Raw genomic sequence first — 16391 nt, 5'->3', positions numbered from 1 at the left:
GTCTCCTCTCGGCACGCTGACGAAGCGCGCGGATCACAGGGCCTCCAGGGCGTCACGGAGCCGACGCAACAGGGCGACTTGGGGGTCGTCCGAGACACGGCCGGGCGGGGCGGCGGCGGATACGGCGGGATCGATGGGTACGGCAGCGGCGGCGCCGGTTGATGCGCTGGGCGCCCTCCTGGGTGTGAGCGCAGGCGGCCGTTGCTCGGGCACCCTGGGCTGCGTGGCCCGGGACGCCAGACGCGGCACCGCTGAGCCCTCGTGCGGGGCTGTGGGGGTGAGGCGGGCGGTGGGGGCCCTTCCGGGGGAGGGGGCGGCGCGGCGCGGGAGGTCGGGTGCCGGCGCGTTCGTGAGGCCGGACGTCGCGCGTGGTGCCGCGGTGTCCTCTCGTGGGGCTGTCGGGGCGGGCCCGGGGGCGGGGGCAGGGGGTCGCCGGTCGGGTGGCGTGGGTGCGGCCGGGTGGGACGCCGGGTGCGGTGCCGCTGCGGCCTCGTGCGGGGTGGTCGGGGCGGCCCCGGTGGCGCAGGCGGGGAGTGAGGGTTCGGGGGTGGGGGCAGAGGGCCGCCGGGCGGGTGGTGTGGGTGCGGCCGTGTGGGACACCTCGCGCAGCGCCGTTCGGGCCTGTGCCGAGATCGACGCGTCGAACTCCTCCCGGAGCGCGGCGGCATCCGGTCGCGGGGCCGTGGTGACGAGACCGGCGGCTGCCAGTCTGCGCAGGTCGACCAGGGTGTGGAAGGTGGGCCGGCCCAGGGCGCGGGCGATGTCCGCCGCCGTGCGTACTCCGTCCAGCCGGTCGAGGACGGCACGTTGGCGGGCCGTGACGGCCGGGGCGGCGCGACGCTCGGCCCGGACGAGCGGGGCGTCGTCCGTCGCCGCGTCGGGCCAGATACGCCGCAGCAGCTCACGGCGTCGCCGCGTCTCGCGCTGCACCGCGGCCACCGGCACCGGACGCACGGGGCCGAACCAGTGCGCCGCCCCGGTACGGAACCCGGCGGGCGTCCCGCTCGGGCCGAGCACGAAGTACACCGCGTCGTACAGCGCCCCCAGATGGCACAGCTCCAGCGCACCCAGGCCGATCCGGCCCTGCTCGACCAGGAACCGCCCCACCGCCCGCCGCTCCCCGGCCCGGTCGACCGCCTCCCGCCAGCCCTCCGCGTCCAGCGTGCCTCGCGCGGTGAGCAGTACGTCGAGGCCGGGCGCGGCGGGGCTCTCGGCGTGCACCACCTGACCGTCGCGGAGGTAGAGCGTGCCTCGCTCACGCACCAGGACACCGGTGGCGCGCTCGGCGGCGAGCCGGCCGAGGAGCGGGGCGAGCCCGCCGCGCGGGGCCGCGGCCCCCCGCCGTACGGGCAGCGGGGGCGGCGGAGGCGGCGCGGGTGTCCGTACGGGTGTCATTCGAGCACCAGCCGTCCGGCCATCTCGCCGAGCCGGATGCGGGCGAGTGCGAGGTTGCCGTCCGTGCGGGTCAGCCACAGGTGCAGGAACACACTGCTGTCGAAGCTCGTGGGCACGAACCGCAGCAGGTGGTAGCTGTCCCGGTTGCTGATGATCAGGTCCTCGACCGGGGGCTCCGCCGGGGACAGGCCGGGGCCGTCCGCCGCGGCGAACGCCCCGTGCTCGGCGGCGAGCCGGGCCAGCTCGGCGGCCTCGACCGCGGCCGTCTCGTGGTCGCCGCCCGGCGATTCCCCCACGGCGCCCAGCGCGAGCCCGCTGGTCCAGTCGACCACCGCGGCACCCCGCGCGCCGGGCAGCCGCATGGCCTCCAGCAGACACTCGTCGATTCCGGGCACCCCGGCTCCCCTCCCGCCTCGGGTACGGCTCAGTCACGGAGAAACTACGCAACGTGTGCACGAGGGGTGAGGGATCCGGCATTTCCCGGTGGAACATGCCCGACATCACTAAGGTAGGTCAACTGCCCACATTTTCATGTCAGTTGCCGCACCCGCGGCCGGGCGGGCCGAAGCGAGGCCGGCCGCAGGTCACATCGGCGGGACCAGCCCCGTCAGCGCGGCCGCATGCCCGCCGCCCGACTCCGCCACGATCTCCTGCACCGTCTGCGGTTTCCGTACGACCGCGAAGCGCGTGCCGCCCCGCCCGTCCGGGGCGAAGCCGTGAATGCCGGGGCGGACGAGGGAGTTGTAGGCGTAGTGGTGGGCGAAGTAGTACGCGCCGGTGTCCAGGGCGGCCGCGTAGTCGCCCTGTTCGAGGAGGGGGAGCGCGCGGCCCTCGGCGAGGAGGTCCCCGGCGAAGCAGGCGGGGCCCGCGATGTCCTGCACGACGTCGGGGCCTGCCTTGGGGTGCCCCTTCGCGTCGAACGCGGCGATGCGCAGCGGCCAGGACCCCGGCGCGTACACCGTGCGGGCCGCGATCTGCACGCCGGCGTGGGTGACCGCGACGGCCCGCCCCCCGGCGCTCTTCGCGTACTCGACGCGCGCCAGCACCGTCCCGTGCTTGGCGAGCAGTGACCGCCCGAACTCGGTGACCAGCCCGTACCGCCCGTCGAAGAGCCCCGGCACGACCTGCGCGAGCAGCCGGGCGTACTGCGCGTACGTCGGGGTCGTGGCGTCGGAGGTGAAGTTGACCGGCAGGCCGCCGCCGATGTCGATCGTGTCGATCTGCTGCCGCCCGATGCGCCGGTTGATCTCCTCGGCGAGGGCGTACGTCTCGGCGACCCCCTGCGTCATCAGCGAGAGCGGGATGCCCTGCGACCCGGAGTGCGCGTGCAGCCGGGTCAGCCAGGGCCGGTCGGTGTAGGCGCGCACGATCCACTCCCGGGCGCCCTCGTCGCGCAGCGCGACCCCGAACTTGGAGGTCGCCGTCGCCGTGGACAGCGCCTCGATGGAACCCCCGCCGACCTGCGGGTTCACCCGCAGTCCGAGCGGGGAGCGGGTGGTCGCGGACCGGACCAGGCCGTCGATGCGGGCCAGCTCCTGCGGGTTGTCCGCGTTGACGGCGATGCCCAGCGCCAGCGCCTCGCGCAGCTCGGCGAGGGTCTTGGCCGGCGAGTCGAGGACGGTGTGCGTGGGCGGCACTCCGGCGGCCCGGGCGAGGGCGAGCTCCCCGGGGCTCGCCACCTCGCAGCCGATGCCCTCCTCGTGCAGCAGCCGCAGTACGGGCACGAGCGGGGTCGCCTTCACGGCGAAGGCGTGCAGCACGGGCGTGCCGGGCGCGGTGACCGCCTCGAAGGCGGCGCGCAGGGCGGCCGCCGAGTCCCGGATGCCGGTGACGTCCAGGAGCGCGACGATGGGGGCGGCCGCCCCGAGAAGCCCCTGCTCCACCGCCGCCCGGACCGCTTCGTCGCGCCGCGCGACCCGCTCGGCGTCCCCCTCGACCTTCCCGCCCGCGTCTCCGGCCGCCCTGTCCGCCCCGTCGCCCACCGGTTCCCCCGTCGTGTCGATGTGTGCGCCCATCCATTCAGCCAAACACGCGTAGAGCGCCCCCGCCGACGTACGAACGTATTGACTAGCTCTATTCAAAGAGTCAGGATGTGAATATCCACTGCAACAGTCCGCACAGGAGGCAGACCATGTCAGGACCCCGCCCCGTACGAGCGCCGCGCGGTACGGAACTGAGCGCCCTGGGATGGCAGCAGGAAGCCGCCCTGCGGATGCTGCAGAACAACCTCGACCCCGAGGTCGCCGAGCACCCCGACAAGCTCGTCGTCTACGGCGGCACCGGCAAGGCCGCCCGCGACTGGCGCTCCTTCGACGCCATGGTCCGCACCCTGCGGACCCTCAAGCAGGACGAGACGATGCTCGTCCAGTCCGGCCGCCCCGTCGGCGTCATGCAGACCCACGAGTGGGCCCCGCGCGTCCTCATCGCCAACTCCAACCTCGTCGGCGACTGGGCCAACTGGGAGGAGTTCCGCCGCCTGGAGCAGCTCGGCCTCACCATGTACGGCCAGATGACCGCCGGGTCCTGGATCTACATCGGCACCCAGGGCATCCTCCAGGGCACCTACGAGACCTTCTCCGCCGTCGCCGCCAAGCTGCATTCAATTGGTAAAGGGGTCAACGGCACCCTCGCGGGCACCATCACCCTCACCGCCGGTCTCGGCGGCATGGGCGGCGCCCAGCCGCTCGCCGTCACCATGAACGACGGCGTCGCGATCTGCATCGACGTGGACCCGCGCGCCATCGAGCGGCGCATCGAGCACCGCTACCTCGACGTGAAGGCCGACAACCTGCGGCACGCGCTGCAACTGGCGGTCGAGGCCCGGGACGCCCGCAAGCCGCTCTCCATCGGCCTGCTCGGCAACGCGGCCGAACTGCTCCCGCAGATGCTCGCCGAGGGCGCCCCCATCGACATCGTCACCGACCAGACCTCGGCCCACGACCCCCTCGCCTACCTCCCCGTCGGTGTCGAGTTCGACGACATGGCCGACCTCGCCGCCAAGGACCCGGCGGGCTTCACCACCCGCGCCCGCGAGTCCATGGCCAAGCACGTCGAGGCCATGGTCGGCTTCATGGACGCCGGCGCGGAGGTCTTCGACTACGGCAACTCGATCCGCGGCGAGGCCCAGCTCGCCGGGTACGAGCGGGCGTTCGCCTTCCCCGGCTTCGTCCCCGCCTACATCCGCCCCCTCTTCTCCGAGGGCAAGGGCCCCTTCCGCTGGGCCGCCCTGTCCGGCGAGGCCTCCGACATCCACAAGACCGACAAGGCGATCCTCGACCTCTTCCCGGAGAACGAGTCCCTGCACCGCTGGATCAAGATGGCCGGCGAACGCGTCCACTTCCAGGGCCTGCCCGCCCGCATCTGCTGGCTCGGCTACGGCGAGCGCGACAAGGCCGGCGAGCGCTTCAACGACATGGTGGCGTCCGGCGAACTGGCCGCCCCCCTGGCCATCGGCCGCGACCACCTCGACTCCGGCTCCGTCGCCTCCCCGTACCGCGAGACCGAGGCCATGCTCGACGGCTCCGACGCGATCGCCGACTGGCCGCTGCTCAACGCCATGGTGAACGTCGCCTCCGGCGCCTCCTGGGTCTCCATCCACCACGGCGGCGGCGTAGGCATGGGCCGCTCCATCCACGCCGGCCAGGTCTGCGTCGCCGACGGCACCGCGCTCGCCGGCGAGAAGCTGCGCCGCGTGCTCACCAACGACCCCGGCATGGGCGTCATCCGGCACGTCGACGCGGGCTACGACATCGCCGAGACCACCGCCGCCGAGCGCGGCGTGCGGATCCCGATGCGTGAGGGCGGCGACGCGTGACCTTCCACAGCATGTGGGCGGAGCTGCTGCCGATCGGCCGCAGTTCCGCCTCCGGCGGCTACCGCCGCTTCGCCTGGACCGGGGCCGACACCGAGTGCCGCACCTGGTTCCGGGAACAGGCCGAGTCCCGCGGCCTGACGTACGAACTGGACCGCAACGGCAACCAGTGGGCCTGGCTCGGCGACCCCACCGGCGGGGACGCCGTGGTCACCGGGTCGCACCTGGACTCCGTGCCCGACGGCGGCGCCTTCGACGGGCCCCTCGGAGTCGTCTCCTCCTTCGCCGCCCTCGACGAACTCCGGGCCAGGGGAGTCGAGTTCACCAAGCCCCTCGCCCTCGTCAACTTCGGCGACGAGGAGGGCGCCCGCTTCGGGCTCGCCTGCGTCGGCTCCCGGCTCGCCTCCGGGCAGCTCACCGTCGAGCAGGCGCACCGGCTGAAGGACGCCGACGGAATCAGCCTCCCGCAGGCCATGGACGCCGCCGGGTATGACGCGGGGGCCATCGGCCCGGACCCGGAGCGGCTCTCCCGCATCGGCGCCTTCGTCGAACTGCACGTCGAACAGGGCCGCGCCCTCGACCTCAGCGGTGACAGCGTCGGCATCGCGAGCGCCATCTGGCCGCACGGCCGCTGGCGCTTCGACTTCCGCGGCGAGGCCAACCATGCGGGCACGACCCGGCTGGCCGACCGCCGCGACCCGATGCTGTCGTACGCCGAGACGGTCCTGGCCGCCCGGCAGGAGGCCCAGCTCGCGGGCGCCGTAGCCACCTTCGGCAAGATCGCGGTCGAGCCGAACGGGGTGAACGCCATCCCCTCCCTGGTTCGCGGCTGGCTCGACTCCCGCGCCGCCGACCAGCCGACCCTCGACACCGTCGTCAGCGGCGTCGAGAAGGCGGCCCGCCAGTACGCGGAGGCGCACGGCATCGAACTCGACGTCGTCCGCGAGTCGTTCACCCCCGTCGTCGAGTTCGACCACGCCCTGCGCGACGAGCTCGGCCGTCTCCTCGGCAAGGGGACGGACCTGAAGGTCCCGGTCCTCGGAACCGGCGCCGGACACGACGCCGGAATCCTCTCCGGGACCGTCCCGACCGCCATGCTGTTCGTACGCAACCCCACGGGTGTCTCGCACTCCCCGGCCGAGTACGCCGCCGAGGACGACTGCGTGGCCGGGGTGACCGCACTCGCCGACGTACTCGAAGGGCTGGCCTGCAGGTGACGCAGACGACGTACTGGCTGGAGCACGCCTGGCTCGACACCCACGTCGAGCCGGGCGTGGCCCTCACGGTGTCCACCAACGGCTCCGCCGCGGGGTCGGACGGCCGCATCACCGCTGTCAGCACCGGCGTCGACACCCCGCCGCCCGGCGCCGAGATCCTGCGCGGCCTCACCCTGCCCGGGCTCGCGAACGCCCACTCGCACGCCTTCCACCGCGCCCTGCGCGGCACCGTCCAGGTCGGCTCCGGCACGTTCTGGACGTGGCGCGAGGTCATGTACTCCGTCGCCGACCGGCTCACCCCGGAGACCTACCGCGCACTCGCCCGCGCCGTGTACGCCGAGATGGCGCTCGCCGGCATCACCGCGGTCGGCGAGTTCCACTACGTGCACCACACCCCCGACGGCACCCCGTACGCCGACCCCAACGCCATGGGCGAGGCGCTGATCGAGGCCGCCGCCGACGCCGGGATCCGCATCACCCTCCTCGACACGGCGTATCTCTCGGCCGGCTTCGGACAGGCTCCGAACCGGCACCAGCTGCGCTTCTCCGACGGCACGGCGGAGGCGTGGGCGGAACGCTGTTCAGTTCTCAAGGACCGTGATCACGCGCGGATCGGTGCCGCCATCCACTCCGTACGGGCCGTACCCGCCGGACAGTTGGCGACGGTGGCGCGCTGGGCCGAGGAGCGGCGGGCCCCGCTCCATGTGCATCTGTCGGAGCAGACGGCGGAGAACGACGCCTGTCTGGCGGCGCACGGCCGCACCCCCACGCGGCTGCTCGCCGACCACGGCGTCCTCGGCCCGCGCACCACCGGCGTCCACAACACGCATCTCACCGACGAGGACATCGCCCTGCTCGGCGGCTCCTCGACCGGCACCTGCATGTGCCCGACGACCGAACGGGATCTCGCCGACGGCATCGGCCCGGCCCTCACCCTCCAGCGCGCCGGCTCCCCGCTCTCCCTCGGCTCGGACAGCCACGCCGTGATCGACCTCCTCGAAGAGGCCCGCGCCATGGAGCTGAACGAGCGGCTGCGCTCCCGCACCCGGGGTCACTGGACGGCGGCGGCCCTCCTGCGCGCGGCCTCCGCCGACGGCCACGCGGCCCTCGGCTGGGACGACGCGGGCGACCTCGAAGAGGGCGCGCTCGCCGACTTCACCACGATCGCCCTCGACTCGGTCAGAACGGCCGGACCACTGCCACGGCTCGGCGCCGAGACCGCCGTATTCGCCGCGACCGCAGCGGACGTGCGCCATACGGTCGTGGGCGGCCGGCACGTCGTACGGGACGGGGCGCACACGCTCGTACCGGACGTGCCGTCAGCGCTCGCGGCCGCCGTCGACGCCCTGCGCGGCTGACCCCCGTCCACCGGCCCACAGCGAACAAGGACGCCATGACCACCGTCATCACCAACATCGCCAACCTGGTCACCAACGATCCCTCCCTCGGGTGGGGGTCCCCCCGCTCGAGCAAATTCGAGAGTGGGGGAGGGTCCCCGCTCGGTCTGATCCAGGACGCGGCCGTCGTCATCGAGGGCGACCGCGTCGTGTGGACCGGTGAATCAAGCAAAGCACCCGCCACTGACAACCGGGTCGACGCCGGTGGCAGGGCCGTGATCCCGGGCTTCGTGGACTCCCACTCCCATCTGGTCTTCGCGGGTGACCGCACCCAGGAGTTCAACGCCCGTATGTCGGGCCGCTCCTACAGCGCGGGCGGCATCCGCACCACGGTCGCCGCGACCCGCGCCGCGAGCGACGAGCAGCTGGAGGCGAACCTCACCCGCTATCTGAGCGAGGCCCTCCGCCAGGGCACGACCACCTTCGAGACGAAGTCCGGCTACGGCCTGACCGTCGAGGACGAGGCCCGCGCCCTGCGCATCGCCGCCGCCCACACCGACGAGGTCACCTATCTCGGCGCGCACATCGTGTCCCCGGACTTCGCCGACGACCCGGCCGCGTACGTCGCCCTGGTGACCGGCGAGATGCTCGACGCCTGCGCGCCGTACGCCCGTTGGATCGACGTCTTCTGCGAGAAGGGCGCCTTCGACGGCGACCAGGCGCGGGCGATCCTCACCGCGGGCAAGGCCAAGGGCCTGCACCCGCGCATCCACGCCAACCAGCTCTCCCACGGCCCCGGCGTCCAGCTCGCGGTCGAGCTGGACGCGGCCTCCGCCGACCACTGCACCCACCTCACGGACGCCGACGTCGACGCCCTCGCCCACAGCGCAACGGTCGCCACCCTGCTCCCTGGCGCGGAATTCTCCACCCGCGCCCAGTGGCCCGACGCCCGCCGCCTCCTCGACGCGGGCGCGACCGTCGCCCTGTCCACCGACTGCAACCCGGGCTCGTCGTTCACGTCCTCCGTCCCCTTCTGCATCGCCCTCGCGGTACGGGACATGGGGATGACCCCGGACGAGGCGCTGTGGTCGGCGACGGCGGGCGGTGCGGCGGCCCTGCGCCGTGACGACATCGGCCGCCTCACCCCGGGCGCGTACGCGGACCTGGCCGTCCTCGACGCGCCGAGCCACGTCCACCTGGCCTACCGGCCGGGCGTACCGCTCGTGTCGGAGGTCTGGCGACGCGGAACGCCGGTCAGTCAGCCGTCGAACCCGCCCGCCACCGCTGGTCGTCACGCCCCTGATCCCAGGTGAGCATCAACCCGTAGCCGTACGGGGTGACCGCGTGGTCCGGAGCGATGGCCGGGCGGATCACGCCGTCACCGTCCACGGTGAAGCGCAGGTTCATGCCGTTGCCGCCGTAGACCGACCGGCACTCCCAGATGCCGACGCCCCGGTCGGTGGAGCCGCGGCTGTCCAGGCAGAAGTCGGGGTCGGCGTACGACTGGAGGACACCGCGGCCGCTGTCGACGCGCCACATCTGGGTGCGGGACGAGGAGCAGCGGGCCGTGATGACGTCCGTGCCGAGTTCCATGTCGCCGTCGCGGATGTCCAGGCACAGTCCCGAGTCGGCGTTGACGACCTGGGCGTAGGTGCCGTCCGGCGGGTGCGCGGCGGTGCGGGTCGGCGACGGTTTCGGTTTGGGCTCGGGTCTCGCCTTCGTCGGTGTGGCGCTCGGCTTCTTCGACGGCTTCGAACGGTGCGTGGGCTTCGGCGACTTGGAGGCACGGGACGGCGACGGGGTGACGGAGACCGTCGCGGTCACCGTCACCGCCGGCGGCGCCTGCGGAGTGCGCACCGTGCCCGCCGTCCGCTGGGGCTGCGAGCCGTCCGACGACACCAGGAACAGCACGAGCGGCGCCAGCGCGACGCCCAGCGCGACCGACACGAGCACCAGCCGCCGAGTCGGCAACCAGGCCCACCCGGACCGCGCCGCCCGCCGGGTGCGACCGGCCGCCCGGACCTGTGCGGTCCGCGTCTCGGCGAAACCCCCGGGAACGTACGCGGCGCCGCCCCACGGCAGCAGGCCCTCGGCCAGTGCCGTGCGCGGGGTGTCCCGCAGGGCGGTCAACTCCTCGTGCGCGGCGGCGCAGTGCTCGCAGTGCGTCATGTGGGCGTGCAGATCGGGGCTGTAGCGCGGGTTCTCGGGGTGGACCGCTTCCTCGATCAGCCGCCGGAAGTCCTGGCAGCGGGGGTTGCCGGAGCGGGCGAGACGGGACTTCAGGCACGTCTGGCGCAGCGCCTGGAAGGCCGGCTGCTTCCCGTACGCCACGTCCTGCGGTGTGACGCCCAGGAGCGGGGCCACCACGTCGTCGGGCACCTCCTCCACGACCCCGTACCAGATGAGGGCCTGGACGCGGGGCGGCAGGGACTGGAAGGCCTCCAGCATCGGCGCAGGCGGCAGACCGGCGGAGCCGCACCGGTGCAGCAGGGAGAGCAGGCCCGCTTCGAGCCGGCCGCCGCGCTCGTCCGCGGTCCAGGTGGCGGCCACCCGCCCGCTCAGCAGCAGGAGTTGGTGGCGCCAGGGCCCCGGCGGGTCGATGCCGCGCGCCGTGTCGCGGGCCGCCAGGGCGAATGCCTGCGCCGTGAGCTGCCGTGCCGCGTCCTCGCTCACCGTGCACAGCCGGGCGTACGCGAGGACCGCGGGCCGGTGGCGGGCGCGCAGTTCGCGCAGCGCCGGATACGCCTGCGCGGTTTCGGCGCGCAGCAGGTCGGTCAGCCGCGCGTCGGGCACCGACGTGAGCGGTCCACCCCCGGCCTCGGCATCGTCGTCGTCACCGTCGGTCCGGCCGGCCCGAGCCATCCCGCTGCCTCCTCGCACCCCTTGCTCCGCCCCGCCGGTACGACTCCTGGGCATGTGGACATGCCTACCGGCGGGTAGTGGGGGGACCATAGTGAGGGAACAGGATTCGTGGGGATAGAGGGTTTCCGCGGGTAACCGGGGCCGCTGCCAAGCTGTGACTACACCCGGGGACCGGGGCAGCGCCCGGACAGCGACTGCGCCCGGCACCCGAGGAGTTGGGTGCCGGGCGCGGACGGGCGGCCTGTGTTCCTGGAGGACGCTCACTCCTCCAGCGTCAGCCCCTTGCGCAGCCGAACCAGCGTGCGCGACAGCAGCCGGGAGACATGCATCTGGGAGATGCCGAGTTCGTCGCCGATCTCCGACTGGGTCAGGCCCGCGACGAAGCGCAGCGAGAGGATCTTGCGGTCGCGCGGCGGGAGTTCGGCTATCAGCGGCTTGAGGGACTCCACGTACTCGATGCCCTCGAGGCCGTGGTCCTCGTAGCCGATGCGGTCCGCGAGCGCGCCCTCGGAGTCGTCCTCCTCGGGCTGGGCGTCCAGCGAACTGGCCGTGTAGGCGTTCGAGGCGGCCATGCCCTCGACGATCTCGTCCTTGCTCAGCCCGAGGCGTTCCGCCAGCTCTCCCACCGTCGGGGCGCGATCGAGCTGCTGGGCGAGTTCGTCACCCGCCTTGGCCAGGTCGAGACGGAGTTCCTGGAGCCTGCGCGGGACGCGGACCGACCAGCTGGTGTCGCGGAAGAAGCGCTTGATCTCGCCGACGATGGTGGGCATCGCGAAGGTGGGGAACTCGACGCCGCGGCTCAGCTCGAAGCGGTCGATCGCCTTGATCAGGCCTATGGTGCCGACCTGGATGATGTCCTCCATGGGCTCGCTGCGGGAGCGGAACCGGGAGGCGGCGAACTTGACGAGGGCGAGGTTGAGTTCGACCAGGGTGTTGCGAACGTACGAGTAGTCGTGCGTGCCCTCTTCGAGGGACTCCAGTCGCTCGAAGAGCGTCTTGGACAGGGCCCGTGCGTCCACCGGCCCCACCTCGTCGAAAGGCGGGATCTCTGGAAGTCCGTCGAGCCCGTGAAGTGCGTCGAGCGCGGCGTCGGTTGAGACGGGCTCGGGGGCCGGGTGTTCCAGGGGGGATGTCGACGTCGCCCTCTGGGTATGCGATTCGTCGAGCCGGGGTGACATGATGTCCTCCATCGTTCTCGGCATATGGCCGCCGATGCCAATACGTGCACTGCGGTGTGCGGCGCCTCCAAAGCCGGCCGTGTCGGTTAGGTGTCTCTACTAGCCCTACCCGCTTTCGCGAGGTTGCCGCAAGTGCGATCTGATGCTAAATGTCCACTTTATGGTGGTTGTTCAGGTGTCGGAGGTTGTGAGGAAGGCGTAGTGTTCGAGGGCGTAAATCAGCAGTCGCGACGCTCGGGAGAGAGACGGCATGGACCGCGGGACGGTCGGCAGCGCACAGTCGGGCCGGCTTCTGGTCGAGGTGCGGGAAGAGGGCTCAAGCGCCGTCGTGACCCCGGCGGGTGAGTTGGATCACTACACGGCGGATTTGTTGCGTGAGCCACTCGAGGACTGCCTCGAAAAGGGGTTCGCGCGCCTGGTCGTCGACTGCGCGCGCCTGGAGTTCTGTGACTCCACCGGGCTCAACGTGCTCCTCGGTGCCCGGCTGAAGGCCGAGGCCGCGGGGGGCGGGGTCCATCTGGCGGCGATGCTGCCCGTGGTGGCCCGGGTCTTCGAGATCACCGGGGCGGACGCCGTGTTCACGGTGCACGAGACGCTCGAAGCGGCGCTGCAGGAGTAGCGGGGCGTGGGTGGCGGCCGACCGGTCCCCGCCGACGACGCGCTCCGCGCACCGCTCGGTGACGACTCCGTAACCCCTGTCACAGGTTCCTGCCGAATAAGTGGGTGTTCTGACGGTTCGGTCGGGCAGGAGACATCCTGAATATGTCAGCACCAGGGCACCGCGCTGTGGCTCTTCGCCCCGGACGAGTAGAAGTGAAGAACGTGTGAAGTACTGAGCACTGAAGCTACGACATTACGAATTTACTGAGACTTGAATCGTGAACCGGTGAATCGGTGAGGTGAAGCGCTGATGAGCACCACCCGGCCTTACTCGCCGGGCGACCGCGGCCCGGAGTCGGGCGACGGCGGCGCTTCGGGGGTGGACGGCGCTTCGGGAGCGCCCGTGGACGGTGCGGCCGTGCCCGCGGTGGAAGGTGCCGCCGCGCGCCCCGCCGCCGGCCATGCCCGTCGGCTGAGCTTCGCCGGTGAGAGCGGTGTGGTTCCGCTCGCCCGCGACTTCGCCCGCCAGGCGCTGTACGCGTGGGGCTGGCTGCCCGCCGCGAACGCCGACCAGCGGGCCGCCGCCGAGGACGTCCTGCTGGTCGTCTCCGAGCTGGTCACCAACGCCTGTCTGCACGCCGAGGGCCCGGACGAGCTCCGGATCGCCTGCGACAACAAGGTGCTGCGCATCGAGGTCTCCGACCGGGGCGCCGGCCAGCCCGCCCCGCGCACTCCGCACCGCGCCGGACGCCCCGGCGGCCACGGCATGTTCATCGTGCAGCGGCTGTGCCTGGACTGGGGCGTCGTGCGGGTCCCCGGCGTCGCCGGCAAGACCGTATGGGCCGAGGTCGGGGCACCCGCCTGACCCCCGTACGGCCCCCACCACAACCCTCATCTCCGGTTACCCAGGGTTCGGTCTCCACCCGAACCCCTTTTCGTGCGCGTCGGATCACCACACATCCGGCGCGCACTTTGTCTTCCCTCGGCAAGGCCCCGGGCGTACCTTGACGGCCGATCTGATGTTCCGTCAGGAATGAGGCCCCGAGGTGTCGTACCGGACGTACCAGAAACGAACCGCCGCGCTCGCGCTCGGCGCGGCCCTGGCCGGCTCGGCGGTGCTGATGGCCGCCCCCGCAGCCCAGGCCGCCGTCGTGAACGTCAACTACCAGTGCAAGACGCCGATCGGGGACAAGAGCGCCGTCTCGCCCATCGACATCAAGAGCGTCAAGAGCGGCAGCGCCTACAAGCTCACGATGTCCTGGCAGAAGGGCGTCTCCTCCAGCCCGGTGGAGCTGGGCAAGGGCGCGATGAGCCCGAGCGCGGTCATCAAGCTGGGCGGCGCGGACGCAGGCACGGTGGCGGTGACGGGACCCGCCAACGCGGCGGCGATCCCGGCCAACACCCCCATCAAAATCAGCGACTTGAGCGGCACGTACACACCGAAGAAGAGCGGCAGCGTCACCTTCACCGCGGGCGTGCTCACCATCAAGGCGCTCGGCACGACCACCACGTGCACACCCACCAACAGCCCCAAGCCGTCGCTGACCCTCGACGTCAAGGCCGCGGGCGGCGGCTCGGGAACCGGCGGCACGCAGTCCGGCCCGGACTCCGGCAACTCGCTCCCGCAGACCGGCCCCGAGGACTCGGCGATAGCGCTCGGCACGCTCGGCGGCACGGTGCTGCTCGCGGGCGCGGCCGGCGCGCTGTGGCTGACCCGAAGGAACCAGCACCGGGCGGTACGCCGCTGACGCGGGCGCTTCCCGTACGCGCACGAGTCCAGCACCAGGAGCCGCCGATGCCGTCCGCCCTCTCCGCCGCCCGCGTACTGGGCCTGACCTTGGTGTTGCTGAGCACGGCACCGGTGGCCGCGGCCGATGACGACACCTGGACCGTCGTGCCGTCCGGCGACGGGCGGCCGTACTTCTACGCGGAGGGCGCGCCCGGCACGGTGCTGCAGGACACGGTGTCCGTGCGCAACCCGGGCAGCACTCCGCTGACCGTACGGCTGCGCGGCGCCGACGCCGACAACACGGCCGACGGCGGCTTCACCGTGCGCAGGCGGGCGACGGACACGGGGGCGTGGATCGGCTTCGCGCGGCGGACGGCGGAGGGACGCCGGGTGCCGGTGAGCGCGGTCTCCGTGCGGGTGCCCGCGCACACCCGCGCCGACGTGCCCTTCACCGTGAGCGTGCCGGCGGGCGCGGCGCCGGGTGACCACCCCGGCGCGATCGTGGCGAGCGGCGGCGGCCGGTCCGCCGCCGTCCGCGTCCAGCTGCGGGTCGGCGGCCCGACGCTGTCCGCGCTCACCGTCGAACACGTCACCGTCGGCGGCGGGCGCATCTCCTACGAACTGGTCAACCGCGGCACCACCGTGCTGACACCGAGGCTCGCGGTGCGCGCCGACGGCGTCTTCGGCCGGGTCCTGGACCGCACCCCGCGCACCCTGCCCCTCGAACTGCTCCCGGGCCGCCGCGTCACGCTCACCGAGCCATGGCCCCACGCCCCCGCGCTGGACCTGGTCGACGTACGGCTGACGGTCACGGCGGCGGGCGGCGCGCGCGACGAGGCGGACGCGTCGGTGCGGTTCGTGTCGTGGGGAGCGGTGGCGGAAGGCGCGGGGGGCCCGGCGGCGCTCGGCGCACTCGTGTGCGGTGTCGTACGGCATCGCGTACGGCGTCGGCGGCGCCGCACGGCCGACGGCGGGACCGGTGAAGAGCCGTGCAGGGAAGTCGAGTTGACGGGAGCGGTGTCGTGAGGGTGAGCGTCGTCGTGAACTTCGGGGGGCGCCGGGGGCGGATACCGGCGCTGCTGACCGTCCTCGTGCTCGCACTTGTCGCGTTCCTGGCTGCCGCGGCGCCGGTGCACGCGGCGGACAAACCGGTCGTGAAACTCTCCAAGTCGCAGGCGGGGACGGGCGGTTCGATCACCGTCACCGGCAGCGGATGGCGGCCGAAGGCGCTGCTGATGATGCTGATCTGCGGTCAGTCCGTGCCCTCCCGGGGGGTGATCGGCGGCACCAACTCGTGCGCCAACGCGGACGGCCGGGCCGTCACCACCGACGCGAAAGGGAAGTTCAGCAAGGAGCTGCCGGTCGCCGAGCCACCGAAGCCCTGCCCCTGCGTGGTGCACGTCGCCACCGTCACGGGGGAGAAGGCGCAGGCGGACGCCATCTTCATGGTCGCCGGGCACTCGGTGGAGTCGCTGCCGCCGGAGGAGGCCGGCGGGCGCCTGTCGGTGCTCACCGACACCCGGCTCGACGGCTCCGGCGGCCTTCTCACCTGGTTCGGCTCGCCGCCCGCCCGGGAGCTCGTCTTCACCGTCGGCAACACCGGCACCGCCGCCATCAAGAACCCGGTCTTCCAGGTCGGCACCTCCCACGGTGTGTTCGCGCCGCAGTGGGAGGAACAGCAGTGGCGCGGCACGATCGGCCCCGGCAAGAAGGCGCGGATCACCCTCCCGGTCGAGCTGTCGGCCGGGGCGCACGGCGACTACACCGTCTCGCTGAAGTACGCCGGAAAGGTTCTCGCCGAGCAGCCGTGGGGCGTGGGCCGGCCCTGGGGCGTCACCCTCTTCTGGATCCTGGTCGGCGTGGTCGTACCGGCGGCGTTGTTCCGGATCGGGATGGCCGTGGTGGACCGGATCCGGCCGCGCACGTCGGCCGGGCGGCGGCGTTTCGGCTTCGGCACGGGCGCCCTCGGCGGCCGGGCGGGCCGCAGCGGCCCTGCGGGCCCTGGGGGCCGGCACCGGGGCCTGGGCCTCGGCCTGCCCGAACTCGCCTCGCGCATGCCCAAGTTGCACGCACCCGCCGCCCGGTCCTCCTCCTCCGCACCCGCCGCGACCCCTACGACTCCGGCCCTGCCGTGGTTCACCCCGGACACCGATCCGGGGACCACGGCGACCGGTCAGCTCTCCGCACCGCACGACAACAGCCCTACGGCTCAGCCGAGCCGTACGGGACGGACGAGTCGGACCAGAGAGGGAAACACGTGAG

General features: G+C 72.8%; 14 protein-coding genes. 9 read left to right on the top strand and 5 right to left on the bottom strand.

Going from position 1 to position 16391, the window contains the following annotated elements; translation table 11 throughout:
* Positions 1–33: 33 nt before the first annotated feature.
* The 3 genes from ACN6LB_RS16305 to ACN6LB_RS16295 all read right to left on the bottom strand — a co-directional run bounded on the left by ACN6LB_RS16305 (position 34) and on the right by ACN6LB_RS16295 (position 3410).
* Positions 34–1395 carry a hypothetical protein gene (locus ACN6LB_RS16305; RefSeq protein ID WP_445026469.1) on the bottom strand — a complete coding sequence of 454 codons (1362 nt, stop codon included), beginning with the start codon at positions 1393–1395 and terminating at the stop codon, positions 34–36.
* Positions 1392–1790, bottom strand: a complete 399-nt coding sequence (locus tag ACN6LB_RS16300; RefSeq protein WP_445026467.1) for a hypothetical protein — start codon at positions 1788–1790, stop codon at positions 1392–1394. The genes ACN6LB_RS16305 and ACN6LB_RS16300 overlap by 4 nt, the downstream gene beginning before the upstream one ends.
* A 189-nt stretch (positions 1791–1979) precedes the next feature.
* A complete protein-coding gene (locus ACN6LB_RS16295) occupies positions 1980–3410 on the bottom strand; it encodes a diaminopimelate decarboxylase (protein ID WP_445026466.1) in 1431 nt (476 codons plus the stop codon).
* Between the two features lie 116 nt (positions 3411–3526).
* On the opposite strand from ACN6LB_RS16295, the gene hutU reads away from it, so the two are divergent.
* From hutU to hutI, 4 genes are read left to right on the top strand one after another with little or no spacing between them, the layout of a single operon-like run.
* Entirely contained in the window at positions 3527–5209 is a 1683-nt protein-coding gene (gene hutU / locus ACN6LB_RS16290) for a urocanate hydratase (RefSeq protein WP_445026465.1), read from the top strand.
* Complete coding sequence (locus ACN6LB_RS16285) at positions 5206–6423, top strand: allantoate amidohydrolase (protein ID WP_445026464.1); 1218 nt, start codon at positions 5206–5208, stop codon at positions 6421–6423. The genes hutU and ACN6LB_RS16285 overlap by 4 nt, the downstream gene beginning before the upstream one ends.
* Positions 6420–7781 carry a formimidoylglutamate deiminase gene (locus ACN6LB_RS16280; RefSeq protein WP_445026463.1) on the top strand — a complete coding sequence of 454 codons (1362 nt, stop codon included), beginning with the start codon at positions 6420–6422 and terminating at the stop codon, positions 7779–7781. Before ACN6LB_RS16285 ends, ACN6LB_RS16280 begins: the two co-directional genes overlap by 4 nt.
* A 35-nt stretch (positions 7782–7816) precedes the next feature.
* Positions 7817–9073, top strand: a complete 1257-nt coding sequence (hutI, locus tag ACN6LB_RS16275; RefSeq protein WP_445026462.1) for an imidazolonepropionase — start codon at positions 7817–7819, stop codon at positions 9071–9073.
* On the opposite strand, the gene ACN6LB_RS16270 is transcribed toward hutI, so the two are convergent.
* The gene (locus ACN6LB_RS16270) at positions 9015–10622 is read right to left on the bottom strand and encodes a ricin-type beta-trefoil lectin domain protein (protein WP_445026461.1); all 1608 of its coding nucleotides are present in this window, start codon (positions 10620–10622) and stop codon (positions 9015–9017) included. The two genes, hutI and ACN6LB_RS16270, sit on opposite strands and share 59 nt — an antisense overlap.
* Positions 10623–10882: 260 nt before the next feature.
* On the bottom strand, positions 10883–11812 hold the full coding sequence (locus ACN6LB_RS16265; RefSeq protein WP_445026460.1) for an RNA polymerase sigma factor SigF: 930 nt from the start codon (positions 11810–11812) through the stop codon (positions 10883–10885).
* 238 nt (positions 11813–12050) lie between these two features.
* Here ACN6LB_RS16265 and ACN6LB_RS16260 point away from each other — a divergent pair, with 238 nt between their 5' ends.
* The 5 genes from ACN6LB_RS16260 to ACN6LB_RS16240 all read left to right on the top strand — a co-directional run bounded on the left by ACN6LB_RS16260 (position 12051) and on the right by ACN6LB_RS16240 (position 16390).
* Complete coding sequence (locus ACN6LB_RS16260) at positions 12051–12419, top strand: STAS domain-containing protein (RefSeq protein ID WP_445026459.1); 369 nt, start codon at positions 12051–12053, stop codon at positions 12417–12419.
* Positions 12420–12710: 291 nt separating this feature from the next.
* Positions 12711–13265 carry an ATP-binding protein gene (locus ACN6LB_RS16255; RefSeq protein WP_445026458.1) on the top strand — a complete coding sequence of 185 codons (555 nt, stop codon included), beginning with the start codon at positions 12711–12713 and terminating at the stop codon, positions 13263–13265.
* A 181-nt stretch (positions 13266–13446) separates the two neighbouring features.
* Positions 13447–14148 carry an LPXTG cell wall anchor domain-containing protein gene (locus ACN6LB_RS16250; RefSeq protein WP_445026457.1) on the top strand — a complete coding sequence of 234 codons (702 nt, stop codon included), beginning with the start codon at positions 13447–13449 and terminating at the stop codon, positions 14146–14148.
* Between the two features lie 47 nt (positions 14149–14195).
* Positions 14196–15155 carry a COG1470 family protein gene (locus tag ACN6LB_RS16245; protein ID WP_445026456.1) on the top strand — a complete coding sequence of 320 codons (960 nt, stop codon included), beginning with the start codon at positions 14196–14198 and terminating at the stop codon, positions 15153–15155.
* Positions 15152–16390 (top strand): hypothetical protein, encoded by a 1239-nt coding sequence (locus ACN6LB_RS16240; protein ID WP_445026455.1) that lies wholly within the window; start codon positions 15152–15154, stop codon positions 16388–16390. The genes ACN6LB_RS16245 and ACN6LB_RS16240 overlap by 4 nt, the downstream gene beginning before the upstream one ends.
* Position 16391: the final 1 nt, after the last annotated feature.

The sequence above is a fragment of the Streptomyces sp. SAS_270 genome (assembly GCF_052543295.1).
Note: the sequence above shows the minus strand (reverse complement) of the source record. Positions and strands in the feature narration are given on the sequence as shown.